The organism is Mesorhizobium bavaricum, assembly GCF_056781655.1.
Genome location: NZ_CM165566.1, coordinates 3,704,351 through 3,723,701, shown reverse-complemented (window position 1 = coordinate 3,723,701; position 19,351 = coordinate 3,704,351). Strand labels below are relative to the sequence as shown.

Annotated in this window: 20 protein-coding genes and 1 riboswitch; of the genes, 15 read left to right on the top strand and 5 right to left on the bottom strand. The window is 65.6% G+C overall.

The features are described 5' to 3' along the window. Positions 1-7 precede the first annotated feature (7 nt). The 4 genes from AC1RZR_RS18255 to AC1RZR_RS18240 are packed head-to-tail and all read right to left on the bottom strand — an operon-like array spanning position 8 to position 2,092. Positions 8-613 carry an NADH-quinone oxidoreductase subunit C gene (locus tag AC1RZR_RS18255; RefSeq protein WP_477274836.1) on the bottom strand — a complete coding sequence of 202 codons (606 nt, stop codon included), beginning with the start codon at positions 611-613 and terminating at the stop codon, positions 8-10. Next, positions 610-1,149, bottom strand: coding sequence for a hypothetical protein (locus AC1RZR_RS18250; protein ID WP_481825507.1), 540 nt, complete (start codon positions 1,147-1,149; stop codon positions 610-612). Before AC1RZR_RS18250 ends, AC1RZR_RS18255 begins: the two co-directional genes overlap by 4 nt. A gap of 5 nt (positions 1,150-1,154) precedes the next feature. Next, a complete protein-coding gene (locus AC1RZR_RS18245) occupies positions 1,155-1,736 on the bottom strand; it encodes a NuoB/complex I 20 kDa subunit family protein (RefSeq protein ID WP_481825506.1) in 582 nt (193 codons plus the stop codon). After that, positions 1,727-2,092 carry an NADH-quinone oxidoreductase subunit A gene (locus tag AC1RZR_RS18240; protein WP_010910112.1) on the bottom strand — a complete coding sequence of 122 codons (366 nt, stop codon included), beginning with the start codon at positions 2,090-2,092 and terminating at the stop codon, positions 1,727-1,729. The genes AC1RZR_RS18245 and AC1RZR_RS18240 overlap by 10 nt, the downstream gene beginning before the upstream one ends. A gap of 329 nt (positions 2,093-2,421) precedes the next feature. Between AC1RZR_RS18240 and AC1RZR_RS18235 the strand changes: the two genes are divergently transcribed. From AC1RZR_RS18235 to AC1RZR_RS18200, 8 genes are all read left to right on the top strand, one after another. Further along, positions 2,422-3,621 carry a winged helix-turn-helix domain-containing protein gene (locus tag AC1RZR_RS18235; RefSeq protein WP_481825505.1) on the top strand — a complete coding sequence of 400 codons (1,200 nt, stop codon included), beginning with the start codon at positions 2,422-2,424 and terminating at the stop codon, positions 3,619-3,621. 29 nt (positions 3,622-3,650) lie between these two features. After that, positions 3,651-3,854: riboswitch (cobalamin riboswitch) on the top strand. 39 nt (positions 3,855-3,893) lie between these two features. After that, complete coding sequence (locus AC1RZR_RS18230) at positions 3,894-4,322, top strand: DUF1636 family protein (protein ID WP_481825504.1); 429 nt, start codon at positions 3,894-3,896, stop codon at positions 4,320-4,322. A 2-nt stretch (positions 4,323-4,324) separates the two neighbouring features. Next, a complete protein-coding gene (gene cobW, locus AC1RZR_RS18225) occupies positions 4,325-5,362 on the top strand; it encodes a cobalamin biosynthesis protein CobW (RefSeq protein ID WP_477274824.1) in 1,038 nt (345 codons plus the stop codon). A gap of 18 nt (positions 5,363-5,380) precedes the next feature. Further along, a complete protein-coding gene (gene cobN / locus AC1RZR_RS18220) occupies positions 5,381-8,773 on the top strand; it encodes a cobaltochelatase subunit CobN (protein ID WP_481825503.1) in 3,393 nt (1,130 codons plus the stop codon). After that, on the top strand, positions 8,770-10,113 hold the full coding sequence (gene cobG / locus AC1RZR_RS18215) for a precorrin-3B synthase (RefSeq protein ID WP_481825502.1): 1,344 nt from the start codon (positions 8,770-8,772) through the stop codon (positions 10,111-10,113). The genes cobN and cobG overlap by 4 nt, the downstream gene beginning before the upstream one ends. Before the next feature lie 2 nt (positions 10,114-10,115). Continuing rightward, positions 10,116-10,748, top strand: coding sequence for a precorrin-8X methylmutase (locus AC1RZR_RS18210; RefSeq protein ID WP_481825501.1), 633 nt, complete (start codon positions 10,116-10,118; stop codon positions 10,746-10,748). Beyond that, complete coding sequence (locus AC1RZR_RS18205) at positions 10,745-11,503, top strand: precorrin-2 C(20)-methyltransferase (RefSeq protein ID WP_477274815.1); 759 nt, start codon at positions 10,745-10,747, stop codon at positions 11,501-11,503. The genes AC1RZR_RS18210 and AC1RZR_RS18205 overlap by 4 nt, the downstream gene beginning before the upstream one ends. Then, positions 11,500-12,264 (top strand): precorrin-3B C(17)-methyltransferase, encoded by a 765-nt coding sequence (locus AC1RZR_RS18200; RefSeq protein ID WP_477274813.1) that lies wholly within the window; start codon positions 11,500-11,502, stop codon positions 12,262-12,264. Before AC1RZR_RS18205 ends, AC1RZR_RS18200 begins: the two co-directional genes overlap by 4 nt. Here the strand turns inward: AC1RZR_RS18200 and AC1RZR_RS18195 are convergent. Continuing rightward, positions 12,252-13,004: a cobalt-precorrin-6A reductase gene (locus AC1RZR_RS18195; RefSeq protein ID WP_481825500.1), complete on the bottom strand. Its 753-nt coding sequence runs from the start codon at positions 13,002-13,004 to the stop codon at positions 12,252-12,254. The genes AC1RZR_RS18200 and AC1RZR_RS18195 overlap by 13 nt on opposite strands. 1 nt (position 13,005) lies before the next feature. Here AC1RZR_RS18195 and cbiE point away from each other — a divergent pair, with 1 nt between their 5' ends. The 7 genes from cbiE to cobT are packed head-to-tail and all read left to right on the top strand — an operon-like array spanning position 13,006 to position 19,346. Then, a complete protein-coding gene (gene cbiE / locus AC1RZR_RS18190; RefSeq protein WP_481825499.1) occupies positions 13,006-14,247 on the top strand; it encodes a precorrin-6y C5,15-methyltransferase (decarboxylating) subunit CbiE in 1,242 nt (413 codons plus the stop codon). Then, on the top strand, positions 14,244-14,630 hold the full coding sequence (locus AC1RZR_RS18185; RefSeq protein WP_481825498.1) for a cobalamin biosynthesis protein: 387 nt from the start codon (positions 14,244-14,246) through the stop codon (positions 14,628-14,630). Before cbiE ends, AC1RZR_RS18185 begins: the two co-directional genes overlap by 4 nt. Beyond that, positions 14,627-15,391: a precorrin-4 C(11)-methyltransferase gene (gene cobM / locus AC1RZR_RS18180; protein WP_477274805.1), complete on the top strand. Its 765-nt coding sequence runs from the start codon at positions 14,627-14,629 to the stop codon at positions 15,389-15,391. Before AC1RZR_RS18185 ends, cobM begins: the two co-directional genes overlap by 4 nt. Next, the gene (gene cobA, locus AC1RZR_RS18175; RefSeq protein ID WP_481825497.1) at positions 15,388-16,206 is read left to right on the top strand and encodes a uroporphyrinogen-III C-methyltransferase; all 819 of its coding nucleotides are present in this window, start codon (positions 15,388-15,390) and stop codon (positions 16,204-16,206) included. The genes cobM and cobA overlap by 4 nt, the downstream gene beginning before the upstream one ends. After that, positions 16,203-17,516, top strand: a complete 1,314-nt coding sequence (locus AC1RZR_RS18170) for a cobyrinic acid a,c-diamide synthase CobB (protein WP_481825496.1) — start codon at positions 16,203-16,205, stop codon at positions 17,514-17,516. The genes cobA and AC1RZR_RS18170 overlap by 4 nt, the downstream gene beginning before the upstream one ends. Positions 17,517-17,519: 3 nt before the next feature. After that, positions 17,520-18,296 carry an adenosylcobinamide-GDP ribazoletransferase gene (locus AC1RZR_RS18165; protein ID WP_481825495.1) on the top strand — a complete coding sequence of 259 codons (777 nt, stop codon included), beginning with the start codon at positions 17,520-17,522 and terminating at the stop codon, positions 18,294-18,296. 39 nt (positions 18,297-18,335) lie between these two features. Next, positions 18,336-19,346, top strand: coding sequence for a nicotinate-nucleotide--dimethylbenzimidazole phosphoribosyltransferase (cobT, locus tag AC1RZR_RS18160; protein ID WP_481825494.1), 1,011 nt, complete (start codon positions 18,336-18,338; stop codon positions 19,344-19,346). Positions 19,347-19,351: the final 5 nt, after the last annotated feature.

Below are 19,351 nucleotides of genomic sequence, written 5' to 3'. Positions count from 1 at the left end.
TGGCGCCTCAATTCGTCTTGGCTTTTTCATCGCCCGGCAGGACGTAATCCGTCCCTTCCCATGGCGAGAGAAAATCGAAATTGCGGAATTCCTGCTTGAGCTCGACCGGCTCATAGATGACGCGCTTGGCCTCGTCGTCGTAGCGCACCTCGACGAAGCCGGTCAGCGGGAAATCCTTGCGCAGCGGATGGCCTTCGAAACCGTAATCGGTCAACAGGCGGCGCAGATCCGGGTGGCCGGAGAACAGCACGCCATAGAGATCATAGGTCTCGCGCTCGAACCAGTCGGCACCGGGATAGACGCCGGTGATCGACGGCACCATCGTCTCTTCGTCGGCCTGCACCTTGACGCGGATGCGCACGTTCTGTTTCGGCGACAACAGGTGATAGACGACGTCGAAGCGCTTGGCCCGCGACGGATAGTCGGCACCGCAGACGTCGATGATCGAGATGAACTGGCAGCGCGCATCGTCGCGCAGGAAGGTCATCACTTCGACCAGATCGCGCGGCTCGACATGGACGGTGAGTTCGCCATAGGCGATCGCCGAGTCATTCACGCGGCCGTTCAGCTTCTCGCCGAGATAGGTCGACAGTTCGCTCAGGGATGCGGTCATGACAATCTCGCCAACCAGCCTAGGACCTTGCGCGAGTCTTCCGCGTCTTTTTCACCAAACCAACCGCTCTCTTTAACCGCGTCAATGGTCAAAAAAATTTGACATTCATCGTCACCACCCGGCTCGTCAAAAAACAACTTTCCGACAAACTGCCGGGTTTGCAGATTTGCGGGGTCACCATTTAGGGCAACGCACTCGACGAACAACTTTTCGGTGACTGCCCCCCGGCCTGACGACGCAGAGCAAAACCTGGCCGACATTTCAGAAATCAGGTTCTTGGTTCGATCTCCAAGCGAACGCAGCCTCACGTCGCCATGATAAAAGACTATTTGTGGATCGCTCGTCGGCTCGGCCTCCCAATCATTCAACATGATGTCGATACCGACACCGGCATTGCCAAATTTTGAGTTTGCTGAAAGCGTGGAAGAATAAAACCTCGAACCAGAGTCGGTTTCCTCAAATCGCTGCTCTAACGCCTTGAACGTCAAACCCAGCCAAGGCTCAGGGTTGCCGTAGATAATCTTGGCTTCATCCATAGTGATTACCGTTCGATCGTGCCGGTGCGGCGGATCTTCTTCTGTAGGAGAAGAATGCCGTAAAGCAGCGCTTCGGCGCTCGGCGGACAGCCGGGCACATAGATGTCGACCGGCACGACGCGGTCGCAGCCGCGCACCACCGAATAGGAATAGTGGTAGTAGCCGCCGCCATTGGCGCAGGAGCCCATCGAGATGACGTAGCGTGGCTCCGGCATCTGGTCGTAGACCTTGCGCAGCGCAGGCGCCATCTTGTTGGTCAGCGTGCCGGCGACGATCATGATGTCGGACTGGCGCGGAGACGCGCGCGGGGCAACACCGAACCGCTCCGAGTTGTAGCGCGGCATCGAGGTGTGGATCATCTCGACCGCGCAGCAGGCGAGACCGAACGTCATGAACATCAACGAACCGCTGCGCGCCCAGGTGATCAGCGCTTCCGTCGAGGTGACGAGAAAGCCCTTGTCGGCCAGTTCGTTGTTGATCTCGAGGAAGAAAGGATCATCCGCCCCGACCGGCCTGCCGGTGTTGGGATCGATCAGGCCCTTGGGCTTCGGCGCGACGAGCGTTCCGGAACTGTCGTTCAATCCCATTCCAGCGCTCCTTTTTTCCATTCATAGGCAAAGCCGATGGTCAACACCGCCAAGAAGACCATCATCGACCAGAAGCCGAGCATGCCGATCTTCGAGAACGACACAGCCCACGGAAACAGGAAGGCCACTTCCAGATCGAAGATGATGAACAGGATCGACACCAGGTAGAAACGGATGTCGAACTTCATGCGGGCGTCGTCGAACGAGTTGAAACCGCACTCGTAGGCGGAAAGCTTTTCGGGATCGGGATTGCGGTAGGCGACCAGGAAGGGTGCGGCCAGCAGCGCCAGGCCGACGACCAGCGCCACGCCGATAAACAGGACGATGGGCAGGTACGAACTCAATAGTGCGTTCATGCTCGGCTTTCCGTTGGCGCAATCACTTTGATTACAGCACCGGACCCTATTGCGGAAGCGTGACAGTTTAACCGCTGAACCGTTTTAAGGGCCTATGCTGCAACGCGGCGAGGGTTAGCGCAGCACTTCCAACGAAGCAAGTCAAACCTTGTTCAAAACGCGGTGCTGGACGGCATATCCGAGGAAACTGGTCCGATCCGCTCCTGTTTGATTTCCTTCGCTTTTTACTCCACTTTTCTCTCCTGACATGGTTGCCGCCAAAACCCTGCTAGCATGGGCCGGAATCACCCATCAGAACTTCGGCCAACCACCCTCAGAGTGACGCCTGCATGAAGGAAAAGATCTCGCTCCCCATGGCCCGGCGCATCGCGCTTGCCGCCCAGGGGTTTCTCGATCCCCGCCCCGTCGGTACGCCCGACCGCCGCCATTTCGCCCGCGTGCTGGCCCGCACCGGCCTGCTGCAGATCGATTCCGTCAGTGCGGTGGTGCGCGCTCATTATATGCCGCTCTATTCGCGCCTCGGCCCCTACCCGCTTGCCTTGCTTGATAACGCGGCCGTGACGCGCAAGCGCACGGTATTCGAATACTGGGCGCACGAGGCCTCCTTCCTGCCGGTCGAGACATACCCGCTGATGCGCTGGCGCATGCAGCGGGCCGAGCGCGGCGATGAAATGTATCTCGGCCTCGCCAAATGGGGCCGCGAACACGCTGGCTACATCGAACAGATCTACCGCGAGGTCGTCGATCGCGGCCCGATCGCCGCCTCCGCGCTCGAAGGCCAGAAAGGCTCCGGCGGCTGGTGGGGCTGGAGCCATGCCAAGCATGCCTTCGAATGGCTGTTCTGGGCCGGGCGCATCACCACGGCCCACCGTCGCGGTTTCGAGCGGTTCTACGATCTGCCGGAGCGCGTGCTGCCGCAGGCGATCCTCGACCTGCCGGTGCCGGCCGCCGAGGACGCGCATCGCGAGTTGCTGCGCATCTCGGCCCGCGCCCACGGCATTGCGACGGCCGGCGACTTAAGAGACTACTACCGCCTGTCGCCCGCCGACATGAAAGGCCGGCTGGAGGAACTGGTCGAACTCGGCGAGCTGTTGCCGGTACGCGTCCAAGGCTGGGACAAGCCGGCTTATCTTCATAAAGACGCCCGCCTGCCACGAAAAATCGAGACCCGCGCTCTGCTGGCGCCGTTCGATCCGGTGGTCTTCGAACGGTCGCGCACCGAGCGACTGTTCGATTTCCACTACCGTATCGAGATCTACACGCCGGCCGAAAAGCGCCAATACGGCTATTACGTCCTGCCGTTCCTGCTCGGTGACAGGATCGTCGCTCGCGTCGACCTCAAGGCCGACCGACCGGCCGGCGTGTTACGCGTCCATGCTGCTTACGCAGAGCCCGGCGCGCCGGCTGAAACCGCAGCCCAACTGTTCGAGGAACTGAAGTCCATGCAGGGATGGCTGGGGCTCGAACGCCTCGAAGTCACCCCGGCTGGTGATTTGGGTCCGGCGCTGGCCGACCTGACCGTGTCGTAAGCTCGCGTTGACACCACTGCCCGCAAAAGCCTAAATCCGTTCCAGACGGTCTCTTCTCTTCAACGAGAGGAGCCAAGAGGGAATGCGGTGCGGGATCTCGGTCTCAAATCCGCGGCTGTCCCCGCAACTGTAAGCGAAGAGCCAAGGCCGAAAGCCACTGGGACGGTCCCGGGAAGGCGGCACCAAGGCGAGGACTCGCGAGCCAGGAGACCTGCCGTCTACGACTACAGAATCCGATCGCCCGGCGGGTTTCCGGGCAAGGAGTTCGATTTTTGGACCATGACAGCAGTTTTTCGGCTGGCACAGCGGATGTTTCGTCCGGCCATGATGATGCCCTGGCCGGCGTCACCGTCATCGTCTGTGCCTCCTGTCGCGACGAAACCGGCTCCGACGCCCATCCCCGCGCCGGCGAACTGCTGGCCGAGGACACGCGCCGCGCCGCTTCTGGCGAAGATGTTCGGGTCCGCAGCGTCGAATGCCTCGGCAATTGCAAGCGCCGGCTTAGTGCCGCCATCCTGCGCGATGGCTGCTGGAGCTATGTCTTCGGCGACCTGACCGCGACCAGCGGCGCCGACCTCGTCTCTGGCGCAAAACTCTTCGCCACCTCGACCGACGGCCTCATTCCCTGGCGTGGCCGCCCCGATAGCCTGAAGCGTGGCCTCGTCGCCCGCATCCCTCCCCTCGACCTGTTGAAGGACTGATCATGACCGCTTCCGTCTCCCGCGTTCCCTGCACCGTCGTCACCGGCTTCCTCGGCGCCGGCAAGACGACGCTGATCCGCCATCTCCTGGAAAACGCCGGCGGCAAGCGGATCGCCATCATCGTCAATGAGTTCGGCGACATCGGCATCGACGGCGAGATCCTGAAGGGCTGCGGCATCGACACATGCCCCGAGGAAAACATCGTCGAACTGGCCAATGGCTGCATCTGCTGCACCGTTGCCGACGATTTCGTGCCGGCGCTCGACCAGATCCTGTCGCTGACGCCGAAGGTCGACCACATCCTGATCGAGACCTCCGGCCTCGCTCTGCCCAAACCGCTGGTCCAGGCTTTCCAGTGGCCGACGGTGAAGAGCCGCGTGACGGTCGATGGCGTCATCGCCGTCGTCGATGGACCGGCGCTGGCCGAAGGCCGTGTCGCCAACGACATGGACGCACTTCAGGCGCAGCGCGCGCAGGACACGACACTCGATCACGACGATCCGGTCGAGGAAGTGTTCGAGGATCAGATCGCTTGTGCCGACCTGATCATCCTGTCGAAGAGCGACCTGATGGATGCCGCCGGCTCGGCCCGCGCCAACGCCATCATCAACGAGCACATCGCTCGCGCCGTGAAGATCGTGCCGACGTCGCAGGGCAAGGTCGATCCGTCGGTGTTGCTCGGCCTTGGCCTTGCCGTCGAGGATGACATCGAAAACCGTAAGACCCATCACGACGACGAGCTCGACCACGAGCATGACGACTTCGACAGTTTTATTGTCGACATAGCGTCGATCGCCAATCCGGATGAGCTGGCAAAACGCGTCGCTACCGCCGCCGAGGAAGAAAACGTGCTGCGCGTGAAAGGCTTTGTCGAGGTCGGCGGCAAGCCGATGCGGCTCTTGCTGCAGGCTGTCGGACCGCGCGTCAATCATTACTATGACCGCGCCTGGACGGCGCAGGACGACCGCCGCTCGCGCCTCGTCGTCATCGGCCTGAAGGGGCTGAACCGCCCGGCGATCGAGCGTATACTCGCCGGCTGACGCACACCACGGACCGCGATGCACATCCTCACCACGACCTCCGCCTCGCTCGACGACCTCGCCGAGCCGGTCGATCTGCGGCAGACGCCGGCGGATATCGTGGCCCTGTCCTTCACCGACAGCGATCTCGCCGGGCTGGCGGCAGCATGGAAGACCGATGCCGACCGCTTGCCCTCGATGCGGCTGGCTGCCTTGCGCGACCTGCGCCATCCCATGTCCGTCGACCTCTGGATCGACAGCGTCGCCCGCCACGCCAAAATCATCCTCGTGCGCATCCTCGGCGGCTACAACTGGTGGCGATACGGCTGCGACCAGCTTGCTTCGACCGCCCGCGCACGCGGCATAAAACTGGCGCTGCTGCCCGGCGAATGCCGCGACGAGGATCTGCGCCTGATCGAAGCCTCGACGCTGTCGCGTGAGGAATTGGACGGCCTGCTCGACTATTTCCGCGAGGGCGGCCCGGCCAATATGAGCGCACTGGTGCAGAAGCTGGCGCGGTTGGCTGGGGCCAAGAGCACCGTCACAGCACCGGTGGCTGTACCGAAGGCGGGATTTTATGAGCCGGGGCGCGGTGTCGTTGATGACCTGGATGTCGTCCGGATGTCCAAGAACGGTAGCGATCCTTCCCACGTCTACGCCCCCGTCACCCCCATCCTGTTCTACCGCTCGATGCTGCTCGCCGCCGATGTCGCGCCCATCGACGCCCTTTTTGAAGCGCTCAGGCAGCGCGGCATCAACCCGGTCCCCATCTTCGTCTCCAGCCTCAAGGACCGGGCATCCCTGACGTTCGTGGAAACCGCACTGACCACGCTCAAACCTGCCGCCATCATCACCGCGACCGCCTTCGCGTCCGGCGCCGAACCCGGTGTTGAGACCCTGTTCGACCGCGCCGGCGTGCCTGTCTTCCAGGTCATCGTCGCCACCACCCGCCACGATATCTGGGAAAACAACCAGCGCGGGCTGGCGCCCGCCGACCTCGCCATGCATGTCGTGCTGCCGGAGCTCGACGGCCGCATCCTGGCCGGCGCGATTTCCTTCAAGGGCGAGACCGAGGTCGATCCCGCACTTGGTCACCGCGCCTTCGCCAACCGGCCGGAGCCCGACCGCGTCGCGCAAGTCGCGGACCGCGTCGCGACCTTCATCAAGCTGCAGGAAACGCCCCGCGCCGAGCGCAAGCTGGCGATCCTGATCCCGGATTATCCCAGTGCGCCCGGCCGCACAGGCTATGCCGTCGGCCTCGACGTGCCGTCCAGCGTGCTGGCCATGCTGCACGACCTCAAGGAACAGGGGTATGCGGTTGACGGGATTCCGCAAACGCCTCGTGAGCTGCTGGATTTGCTGGAAAGTTCAAACCACGGGCTGAAGCTTGGCGACTATCTCTCCTTTTCGACCGAACTGCCAAGGGCTGCAATGGCTGCGGTGGAAGCGGCTTGGGGGAAGGCGGAAGACGAAACCGGATTGCGCGAGGCACCCAGCTCCGCAAAATTCCCCTTCCGCGCCGCCACCTTCGGCAACGTCACCGTGGCGCTCGCCCCCGATCGCGGCCGCTCCGCGGACCGTCGCGCCGACTATCACGACCCGACACTACCGCCGCGCCATGCCCTGATCGCCTTCGGCCTGTGGCTGCGCAAGTCACTCGGCGTCCACGCTCTCATCCATGTCGGCGCCCATGGCACGCTGGAATGGCTGCCCGGCAAGACGGTTGCGCTCTCGGAAAACTGCTTTCCCGAGATCGTCACCGGTCCCCTGCCCGTCATCTATCCCTTCATCGTCTCCAATCCCGGCGAGGCGGCACAAGCCAAACGGCGCATCGCCGCCGTGACTCTTGGCCATTTGCCGCCGCCATTGACCGGCGCCGGGCTGGACGAGGACCAGCACCGGCTCGAGCGGCTGGTCGACGAATACGCCCAGGCCGACGGGCTCGACCGCCGCCGCCGCGATCGTCTGGCCAAGCTGATCGTCGACACCGCGCAGAAAACCGGCCTCGCCTCTGAAGCCGGCGTCGCCAGGACCGACGCGCCCGACGAAGCGCTGCGCCGCATCGACGCCTGGCTCTGCGACCTCAAGGATTTCGCCATCAAGGACGGGCTGCACATCTATGGCCGCGCGCCCGTGGACGAGCCTGACGCCATGCGCCGTCAAAGCGCGGACGCAGAGAAGACGGCTCTGCTCGCGGTACTGGATGGCCGTCACGTCAAGGCCGGCCCGGCCGGCGCGCCGGCACGTGGCCGTTCCGATGTTCTGCCCACCGGCCGCAACCTGTTCACGTCGGATCCGCGCACCATGCCGACGCCGACGGCCTATGATCTCGGCAGGGCTGCAGCGGAAGAAGTCGTGCGCGGCTACCTGCAGTCGCATGGCGACTGGCCGCGTTCGCTGGTTATCGATCTCTGGGGGTCGGCTTCGCTGCGCACCGGCGGCGAAGAAATCGCGCAGGGCCTGGCGCTGATGGGCTGCCGGCCGCAATGGGATACCTCGACCGGCCGCATCACCGGCATAGAAGTGATGCCGCCTGCCGCGCTCGGACGGCCACGCGTCGATGTTACCTGGCGCATATCGGGCCTGTTCCGCGACATGTTCCCGACCCAGATCGCACTGATCGATGCCGCCGCCAACGCGGTTGCCACCCGCGACGAGGAGGATTCGGAAAACCCGCTCGCAGCTCGGAGCCGCGCGGATGGCAAGATCAGCCCACGCATCTTCGGCACCTCTCCCGGCACCTACGGCGCCGGCGTTGAAGATTTGCTGTCGAGCGGTGATTGGGCGGCGCGCGAGGAGATCGGCCGCGCCTATCTCGACGCCACCTCGCATGCCTATGGCGGCGTCGAGGGCGAAGGTGTCTCCGCGCCCGGCGCCTTCGAGGGCAGCATCGCCGAAGCCGATCTTCTCGTCCACACCGGTGACGACCCCGGCCGCGACATTCTCGAAGGGTCCGCCGACGTCGCCTTCATCGGCGGCTTTTCAGCCGCGCTTGCGGCGCTCGGTCGGAACGCCGATGTCATCGTGCTCGACACCACAGATCCGCAGAAACCAAAGCCGCGTTCGATCGGTGAGGCGGTAGCCCGCGTCGTGCGTGCCCGCGCCGTCAATGCCCGCTTCATATCAGGCCAGATGCGCCACGGCCCGCGTGGCGCCTCCGAATTCGCCGAAACGGTCGACCGGCTGGTCGGCTTCGCCGAAACCACCCACGCCATATCGGGCACGCTGATCGAGGCGGTACATGATGCCTATCTCGGCGATCCCCTGGTGCGCGCCTTCATCTTGCGCGAGAACCCTGCCGCCGCCAAAGTCATTGCCGAGCGCTTCCTGTCGGCGCGCCTGCGTGGGCTCTGGCATCCCCTGCGCAATTCAATCGACGACGATCTCGCCGCACTGATTGCCGAGGCAGAAGCGCTTGGGGTTGCGGCATGAACGCCTTCTCGCGTCGCGGCGCCTGCCCCGCTCTGGCAGCCCCCATGCAGACCGGAGACGGCCTGCTGGTGCGGCTCAACCCGGTGGCTGGAGGATTGTCGCCGAAACTTTTGATCGCACTCGCCGAATCCGCCTTGCGGTACGGCAATGGCATCATGGAAGTCACAGCGCGCGGCAGTTTGCAGATACGCGGCCTGACGCCCGAAAGCGCGGCTCTTCTGGCGACGGAGGTTGATGCGCTGGGCATCGCCGTGCGCACCGGCGTGCCGGTCGAGACCGGACCGCTGGCCGGCATCGATCCGCAAGAGATTGCCGATCCCCGGCCGCTGGCCGAGCGGATCAGGGCAGCGGTTGAAGAGACTGGACTGACGCAACGGCTGGGGCCGAAGGTTTCGGTCATTGTCGACGGCGGTGGACAACTTGGACTGGATTCGGTGACGGCCGATGTGCGGCTTGTTGCAACGCGCACCGATACGGGAAATCGGTGGCGCGTGTCTGTCGCGGGTGATGGGCAGAATGCAAGGCCACTCGCCACGGCGGACGACGATGCGGCGCGCGATATTGCTGTTGCCGTGCTCAGGATGGTTGCCGAAAAAGGCCGTGACGCTCATGCAAGGGATTTGTCGGAGAGGCAGCTGACATCTCTCGCCGGTTGGCATTCCTTCGCGCCCCCCTCTGTCGTTGCCGGAGGGACAGAGGGGGGCGCGAAGGATCGCCGACCCATCGGTCTTTTCCCTTTGACCTGCGACGCCATCGCCGTCGGCATCGGCCTGCCCTATGGCAGCATGCCGGCGGACAAGATCATCGGCCTCGCCCAGAGCGTCCTCGCCCTCGGCGCAACCGAAATCCGACTGGCGCCCGGCCGTGCCCTGCTTTTCCTCGGCCAGCCGGCGACCGCCAACCGGCCCCTTCAAGACGCCGCAGCCACCCTTGGCTTCGTCACCGACCCAGCCGATCCGCGCACGCGTATCGCAGCTTGCCCCGGCACGCCGGCTTGCGCTTCCGGCCGGATCGCCACGCGCGACATTGCCGAGACGATAGCCAGGGAAAGTGCCGACATCCTCGACTTCACCTTGCACGTTTCCGGCTGCGCCAAAGGCTGTGCCCATCCGGGCAAAGCAGCGCTTACCCTTGTCGGCGGCGAAAACGGAGCCGGACTTGTCGTGAACGCGACGGCAAAGGGCCTTCCTGCCGGCTACAGGCCGGGCTATGACGCCGCGCGCGGCATCAGCCGCGTCGCGGCAGTGATCCGCAGCGCACGACTTCCCGGCGAAACCGCCGCAGCTTGCCTGACAAGGCTTGGCGCGGCCGGCATCGCCGAAGCTTACCGACAGGAATGAGCATGGCCGCCTACGACTACATCCACGACGGCACGGCGATCTACGAGCGCTCCTTCGCCATCATTCGCGCCGAGGCGGATCTCACGCGCTTCTCCGAAGCCGAGGCCGATGTCGCCATCCGCATGATCCATGCCTGCGGCCAGGTCGAAGCTGCCAGCCATTTTGTTTTCTCGACGGATTTCGTTGCCGCCGCGCGCACCGCACTTTCGGCGGGTGCGCCGATCTTCTGCGACGCGGAAATGGTCTCGCATGGCGTCACCCGCGCCAGATTGCCGGCCAGCAATGAGGTGATCTGCACGCTTCGCGATCCGCGCACACACGACATCGCCAAGGACATCGGCAACACCCGCTCGGCGGCCGCAATCGACCTGTGGGGCGACCACCTGGCCGGTTCGGTGGTCGCCATCGGCAATGCGCCGACCGCGCTCTTCTATTTGCTGGAGAAGCTGCGTGACGGCGGGCCTAAGCCGGCAGCCATCATCGGCATGCCGGTTGGCTTCGTCGGTGCGGCAGAATCCAAGGATGCGCTGGCCGAGAATTCCTATGGCGTGCCCTATGCCATCGTGCGCGGCCGGCTTGGCGGCAGCGCCATGACTGCCGCGGCACTCAATGCCCTGGCGAGGCCGGGCCTGTGAACGCGCTGGCCAAAGGTCGTCTGGTTGGCGTCGGCACCGGTCCCGGCGACCCCGAACTGTTGACGCTGAAGGCTGCACGCGTCCTGGCTGAAGCCGATGTCGTGGCGTATTTCGCCAAGCGCGGCAACAACAGCAACGCACGCGCCATCGTCGAAGCGCAGTTCCGCCCGGGCATGACGGAATTGCCGCTGCTCTACCCCGTCACCACGGAAATCGACAAGGATCACGACGACTACCGGTCGCAGATCACCGGCTTTTACGAGGAGTCCGCCGAGAAAGTCGCCGAGCATCTTCAGGCCGGCAAAATGGTCGCCGTGCTGTCCGAGGGCGACCCGCTGTTCTACGGCTCCTACATGCACCTACATGTGCGCCTCGCCCATCGTTTCCCCACCGAGGTCATTCCCGGCGTCACCGCCATGTCCGGCTGCTGGTCGGCGACTGGCCTGCCGATCGTCCAGGGCGACGATGTGCTGACGGTGTTGCCGGGCACGATGAGCGAGTTCGAGCTCACCCGACGGCTGGCGGATACCGACGCCGCCGTCATCATGAAGGTCGGCCGCAACCTGCCCAAGATCAGGCGGGCGCTGGAGGCGACCGGCAAGCTGGCGCGCGCCGTCTATGTTGAGCGTGGCACCATGGCCGGCAGCGTCTCGATGAAGCTTGCTGACAAACAGGACGACAAGGCTCCCTACTTCGCCATCGTGCTGGTCGCCGGCTGGTCCGCCCGGCCCGGCGTTTCGGGAGCACAGGCATGAGCGGCCGCCTCACCGTCATCGGGCTCGGACCCGGCAATGCCGATCAGGTGACGCCTGAGGCGAGCCGCGCCGTGGCGCAGGCCGCGTTTTTCTACGGCTATAAGCCCTATCTCGACCGGCTGGAGTTGCGCCCGGACCAGACCCGCGTTGCTTCCGACAACCGCGAGGAGCTCGCCCGCTCCACGGACGCCCTGACCAAAGCCGCCGAAGGCCATGACGTGGCCGTCGTTTCCGGTGGCGATCCCGGCGTCTTCGCCATGGCGGCTGCCGTCTGCGAGGCGATCGAGGCCGGCCCGGCTGAATGGCGTGCGGTCGATGTCGCGGTCGTGCCCGGCATCACCGCCATGCTCGCGGTTGCAGCCCGCATCGGCGCGCCGCTCGGCCATGATTTCTGCGCCATCTCGCTGTCCGACAATCTGAAGCCTTGGGAACTGATCGAGCTGCGCCTGCTGGCGGCGGCCGGCGCCGGCTTCGTCATCGCGCTCTACAATCCGATCAGCAAGGCGCGCCCCTGGCAGCTTGGCCGCGCTTTCGAATGCCTGACCGCGATCCTGCCGGGCACCACGCCGGTGATTTTCGGCCGCGCCGCCGGCCGTCCGGATGAGCGCATCGAAGTCTTCCTGCTGGCCGATGTCGACGCGCAAAAGGCCGACATGGCGACCTGCATCATCATCGGCTCGCCGGAAACCAGGATCATCAAGCGCGGCGAAAAGCAGTCGCTGGTCTACACACCGCGTTCGTCCACGGGTCAGAGAAAATGATCGACCCCAAATTGGTTGACAATGGCGGCCAGCGCTTCGACGGTTTCAGCCGAAGGGACGTCCGGCAGCGCGGGCCTGCGGACCATGACCACCTCGATGCCAAGCGCCCGTGCCGCCGCGATCTTGCCATAGGTTGCCTCGCCGCCGCTGTTCTTGGACACGACGATTTCGATGCGATGCTTTTCGAGCAGCGCGCGTTCTTCCGCCTCGGGGAATGGCCCCCTTGCCAGCAGATAGCTCGCATCCGGGACCATCAGTCTGGGCTCAACCCGATCGACGCTGCGAATGAGATAATGATGCTGGGGCGCCGCCTCGAAGGCGGCGATCTCTTGCCGGCCGAGCGCCAGGAAAACGCGCCGCGGCGCGGGACCCAGCGCGTGCACGGCGTCGCCGACCGTATCGACCTGCGTCCAGCGGTCGCCTTCGACGGGTTCCCAGCCGGGGCGTCGCAAGGCGATCATCGGCACGCCGGCCAGGCGCGCGCCTTGCGCTGCATTGGCCGAGATCCGCGCCGCATAGGGATGCGTGGCGTCGATCAGAAGGTCGATGCGCGTCTCCCGGAGATAGGCAGCCAGTCCATCGGCGCCGCCAAACCCTCCGGTTCGCACAGGCACCCCTTGCGCAGCCGGGCTTTCGGTACGGCCGGCCAGCGACAGCGTGACCGAGGCGTGCGCCGCCAGTTTTCCGGCCAGCTGCCGGGCTTCCGTGGTTCCGCCGAGGATCAGAATGCGGTGGGTCATCATGCCTGCTGAGGGTCCGCGCGGCGCCAAGCTCAACGCAAGATGGCTCTCCATCGTCGGCATCGGCGAGGACGGTTTAGCGGGTCTCGGCGACGAGGCCAAGCGACTGATCGCTAGGGCGGAAGTCATCTTCGGCGGCAAGCGGCATCTGGCGCTTGTCGCCTCCTTCGCCAAGGGTGAACCACGTCCCTGGCCAGTTCCCTTCGATGCCGAGATGACCGATGTGCTGGCACTTGCCGGTAGAAACGTCTGCGTGCTCGCCTCCGGCGATCCGTTCTTCCACGGGGTCGGCGCCACCCTCGCCCGCAAGGTGAAGGCGCTGGAGATGCATGTCATTCCCGCACCGTCGGCCGTTTCACTGGCGGCCGCTCGCCTTGGCTGGGCTTTGCAGGATATCGAGACCGTGTCACTGCATGGCCGGCCGCTCGACCTGATCCGGCCGCTGCTGCAGCCGAACGCACGCATCCTGGCGCTGACATCCGACGCGGAGGCACCCGCTGCAATCGCGCGACTGCTCGTCGAACTCGACTTCGGCGCCTCACGGCTGACGGTTCTGGAAGCTCTGGGCGGGCCGAAGGAGACTTTGCGCTCGGCCTGCGCCGATGCCTTCGGCCTCGAAAACATCAATCCGCTCAACGTGCTGGCGATCGAAGTTGAACCCGGTGCGGATGCGCGCGTCCTGCCGCTCACCGTTGGGCTTGCCGATCATCTGTTCGACCATGACGGCCAGATCACCAAGCGCGAGATTCGCGCCATCACCCTGTCAGCGCTGGCGCCCAGGCGCGGCGAATTGCTGTGGGACATCGGCGCGGGCTCCGGCTCCGTCAGCATCGAATGGATGCGCGCCCATTCCTCGCTGCGTGCCATCGCCATCGAGACCAACCCGATCCGCGCCGCCCGCATTGGCCGCAACGCCGCTGCCTGCGGTGTTCCCGGCCTTGTCGTGGTGGAAGGCAGCGCGCCCAAGGCGCTTGCCGGGCTGGACACGCCGGATGCGATCTTCATTGGCGGTGGCGGCAGCGATGCCGGCGTGCTGAACGCTGCCATCAAGGCCCTGCGCCCCGGCGGTCGTCTTGTGGCCAATGCGGTGACGCTGGAGATGGAAGGCCTGCTTCTTGCCCGCCATATCTCGCTTGGCGGCGACCTGACCCGCATAAACATATCCCGCGCATCGCCGGTCGGCTCGATGCAGGCCTGGCGGCCGGCCATGCCGGTCACCCAATGGAGCTGGGTGAAGCCATGATGGTCGCGGGCATTGGCAGCCGAAAGGGCGTGAGCGTTGAAGACGTGCTCGCGGCGATAGAAACCGCCCTGGAGACGCATGGGCTGGCCATGACGGCGCTTTCAGCGTTGGCCACCGCCCCCTTGAAGCGGGACGAAAGGGCCATCTTCGCCGCCGGACATCAGCTCAATCTTCCGGTCATCGTCGCCGATGCGGCCGCTGTCGAGGCCGCCTCATCAGCCACGATCAGCCTCTCCAGCCGTTCGCAGGATCTGGCCGGCACGCCTTCGGTGTCCGAAGCATCCGCCGTTGCCGTTGCCGGCACGGGCGCCAGGCTGCTTGGCCCCCGTACGGTGCTCGGCCCGGTCACCTGCGCCATCGCCATCAGCGGAGATGCGCCATGACCGTGCATTTCATCGGCGCCGGTCCTGGTGCCGCCGATCTCATCACGCTGCGTGGCGCCAGGCTGCTGGCAAGCTGCCCGGTCTGCCTGCATGCCGGTTCGATCGTCGCGCCCGAATTGCTGCAGCACTGCGCGCCGGGGACAAAACTGATCGACACTGCACCGATGTCGCTCGACGAGATCGAGGCCGCATATCTCGATGCCCACAAAGCCGGCCATGATGTCGCCAGGCTGCATTCCGGCGACCTGTCGGTATGGAGCGCCGTTGCGGAACAGATCCGGCGGCTGGAAAAGCACGGCATTCCCTACACGCTGACACCGGGCGTTCCCTCCTTCGCCGCGGCTGCCGCAGCACTTCGCCGCGAGCTGACCATTCCCGAAGTCGCGCAAAGCCTGGTGCTGACCCGCGTCTCCGGCCGTGCGTCCAAGATGCCGCCCGGTGAAACGCTGGCTGGTTTCGGCCGCACCGGCGCCACGCTTGCCATTCACCTTGCCATCCACGCCATCGATCGCGTCGTTGCCGAGCTGACGCCGCATTATGGCGGGGATTGCCCGGTGGCGATCGTCTTCCGCGCCTCATGGCCGGACGAGCGCGTGCTGACCGGCACGCTGGAAACGATCGAAATGTTGCTCGCGGCCGATCCGATGGAGCGCACGGCGATCATCTTCGTCGGCCGTTCGTTGGCGGCGGAAGATTTTGGCGAGAGTTCATTGTACGACGCCCACTACCAGCGGCGTTTTCGCGGACGGGACGGATTGTGAGCGGCAGCACCAGGAACAAGGGCGAGAACGCCACGCTCGAACAGGCTCTTGCGCGGCTGAACTTCACGCCGCGCCCACTTGCACCGGGCCACGTCTGGCTGGCCGGCGCCGGCCCCGGCGACCCTGGGTGCCTGACGCTGGAAGTGCTGGCGGCTTTGGCCGAGGCGGATGCCGTTGTCTACGACGCGCTGGTCTCCCCCGATGTCGTCGCCGTCGCCGCAAGCGCCGAACTGTTCTTTGCCGGCAAGCGCGGCGGAAAACCGTCGATGAAGCAGGACGACATCACCGCGCTGCTGGTTCGGCTGGCGCGCACAGGCCGCCGCGTCGTCAGGCTGAAGGGCGGTGATCCCTATATCTTTGGCCGTGGCGGCGAAGAAGCTTTGGCGCTGGCGCGGGAAAAAATCCCCTTCCGCGTCCTGCCCGGCCTGACGTCGGGGCTCAGTGCGCTGGCAGCCACCGGCATCCCGGCCACCATGCGCGGCATCAACAAGGCTGTGATCCTGGCGACCGGCCATGCCGCCGGCACCGATGACGACATCGACTGGGCAGCAATCGCGCGCACCGGCCAGCCTGTCGTGGTCTATATGGGCATGGCCAATTTGCCCCTCATCGCCGCCGCACTGCTCGACGGCGGCCTGGCGCCGTCGACACCAGCGGCCGTGATCGTCGCCGCGACGACACCGCAGGAGCAGATCGTCGTTGCCACGCTCGCCACCATTGCCGAGGAAGCGGCCGCCGCCGGGCTGACCGCGCCGGCGCTGATCGTCGTCGGCGGCATCGTCGCCATGCGCGCGGCACTGGCGGGTGCACTGTGAGCGCCCGCGCGATCATCATCGGCGCGCCGCGCTCAGGCTCGGGCAAGACCAGCGTCACCATCGGTATCCTGCGAGCGCTCACCCGGCGGGGCTTGAAAGTGCGCGGCGCCAAATCCGGCCCCGACTATATCGATCCCGGCTTTCACACCGCAGCCACCGGCCTGTCCGGCGTCAACCTCGACAGTTGGGCCATGCCACCATCGCTGCTCAATGCGCTCGCCAGACAAGCGGCCGACGATACCGATTTCGTCATCCTCGAAAGCGCCATGGGGCTGTTCGACGGTATTCCGGCGGCCCCCGGCCGCACCGGCTCCGCGGCGGATCTCGCCCGCCTCTACGGCTTGCCGGTGCTGCTGGTGCTTGACGTTTCCGGCCAGTCGACCACGGCGGCCGCTGTCGCCAAAGGGTTTGCCACCTACGATCCGGATGTGCGCATGGCCGGCGTCGTGCTCAACCGGCTGGGCAGCGAGCGCCACCGCCGTCTCTCCGGCGACGCCATCGAGGCGATCGGCCTGCCCGTTGTCGGCGCCATCCTGCGCGATCCGACGCTGAACCTACCCGAGCGCCATCTCGGCCTCGTCCAGGCCGGCGAATATGACGACCTGATGGCGCATCTCGACCGGCTGGCCGACATGGCCGAAAAGTCACTCGATCTCGATGCCATCATGGCCTTGGCGACCCCCCTCACCCCGGCGCCCGGCGGCTTTGACGAAGCGCTATCGCCACCTGGCCAGCGCATTGCACTGGCTGAAGATGCCGCTTTCACCTTCCTCTATCCGCATGTGGCGGCCTATTGGCGCAAGGCCGGCGCCGAGATCGTCCCGTTCTCGCCGCTCGCCGACGAAGCACCCGACGAGGACTGCGACGTCTGCTGGCTGCCCGGCGGCTATCCCGAGCTTCACGCCGGCCGGCTTGCCGCCGCCGCAGATTTCCGTGAGGGAATGGCAAGATTCGCCGCGACGAAGCCCATCCATGGCGAGTGCGGTGGCTTCATGGTGCTTGGCGAAGCGCTGGAGGACGCGTCGGGCGAAACGCACGGAATGCTCGGCCTGCTCGGCCATTCCACCAGCTTTGCCAAACGCAAGATGAACCTCGGTTATCGAGAGGCGCGGCTGCGCGCCGATTGTCCGTTGGGCGCGCAAGGCGCGCTGATCCGCGGCCACGAATTCCACTATGCGCAGATGATCGCGACCGGCAATGACGAGCCGCTGGCCGACCTCGCCGACGGCCAGGGCAATCCCATCGGCGCCTCGGGTTACCGGCGCGGCCATGTCAGCGGCACCTTCTTCCACGCCATTGCGAGGGGCTAGGACATGAAGCTTCGGAACTTGACCCTTTCCCCCCGGCAGGTCCTCGACGACATCGCGCTCTGCCTGGTCTTCTTCACCCGGCTGCCGCTGCCCGTCTTCGATTTTCGCGGGCGCAGCCTGGCCGCAGCGATCTGGGCAGCACCCGTTGCCGGTCTTGTCGTCGGCCTGATCGGCGCCATCGTCTTTGCCGCGGCGGAACGATTTGGCCTTGGCATGGGCCTGGCGGCAGCCCTTGCCCTTGTTTCAACCGTGCTCACGACCGGCTGCCTGCATGAGGACGGGCTTTCCGATGTCGCCGACGGCTTTGGCGGCGGCAAATCGCGCGGCCGCAAACTCGACATCATGCGCGACAGCCGCATCGGCGCCTACGGTGCCGCGGCACTGGCTCTGTCGCTGCTGATCCGCTGGAGCGCGCTGTCGGGATTCGTCGAACCCACGCAGGCCCTCTTCGCCCTGATCGCCGCGCACGCTGCCTCGCGCGGCGTGTTGGGCACCTTCATGCACCTGCTGCCCGCGGCCCGGTCCGACGGCCTCTCGGTCGACGCCGGCACAGTTTCGTTCGAGACGGCTATCGCCGGCGCCGTGGTCGGCGCGATATCGCTGCTCTTGCTCGGGCTCGGCGGCGCCGTTTTCGCGCTCATCCTGCTTGGCCTGCTGTTTGCGGCGTTCCGCGCCCTTTGCCTCAACCAGATCGATGGCCAGACCGGCGACACGATCGGCGCCTTGCAGCAGCTGAGCGAAATCGCCGTGCTGCTCGTCGCTTCCGTAGCTCTCTCCTGATTCCTCTTTGGCCTGATTCCCTTTGGAGACTTTGCCCCCATGCCCTTCAAATCACTAGATGAACTGCGCGCCGCCTGTGTCGACCTGCCCACCGGCAGCGATGCCGCCGCAAAGGCGGTCGCCCGCCGCCAGGACACGCTGACCAAGCCGCAAGGCAGCCTCGGCCGGCTCGAAACCATCGCCGCATGGCTGGCGCGCTGGCAGGGCCGCGACATGCCCAGGCTCGACCGGGTGAAGGTCTTCGTCTTTGCCGGCAACCATGGCGTCACCGCGCAAGGCGTGTCGGCCTATCCTTCGGAAGTCACCGTGCAGATGGTGGCGAATTTCGCCGGCGGCGGTGCCGCCATCAACCAGCTTGCCCGCATCGCCGGCGCCGAACTCGATGTCATCCCGCTCGATCTCGACCATCCCACCGGCGACTTCACGCAAGGCCCGGCGATGGACGAGAAGGTGTTTCTCGCCGCCGTGTCGGCCGGCTATGACGCGGTGACGAAGGACCTCGATCTGGTTTGCTTCGGCGAAATGGGCATCGGCAACACCACGCCGGCAGCCGCCATTTCGGCGGCGCTGTTCGGCGGCGGTGCACAAAAATGGACCGGGCGCGGCACCGGCGTCGATGACGCCGGCCTGAAGCGCAAGGTGGTCGCCATCGAAGCCGGCCTGAAGCGCCACGCTGTCGCCCTTAGCGATCCGCTGGGAGTTGCCGCCGCGCTCGGTGGGCGCGAACTCGCCGCCATCTTCGGCGCCACGCTCGCCGCCCGCCATCTGGGCATACCCGTACTGCTCGACGGCTTCGTCTGCACCGCCGCCGCCGCACCGCTGGCAAGGCTGCATCCGGCCGGCCTCGCCCACACCATCGCCGCCCATGTCTCGGCCGAATCCGGCCATCGTGGCTTGCTCGAAGCGCTCGGCCTGCCGCCGCTGCTCGATCTTGGCATGCGGCTTGGCGAAGGTTCCGGCGCCTGCCTCGCCGTCAACATCGTCCGTTCCGCGCTGGAGTGCCACACCCGCATGGCAAGTTTTGCCGAGGCGGGCGTTTCGGAGAAGTAGGCTAG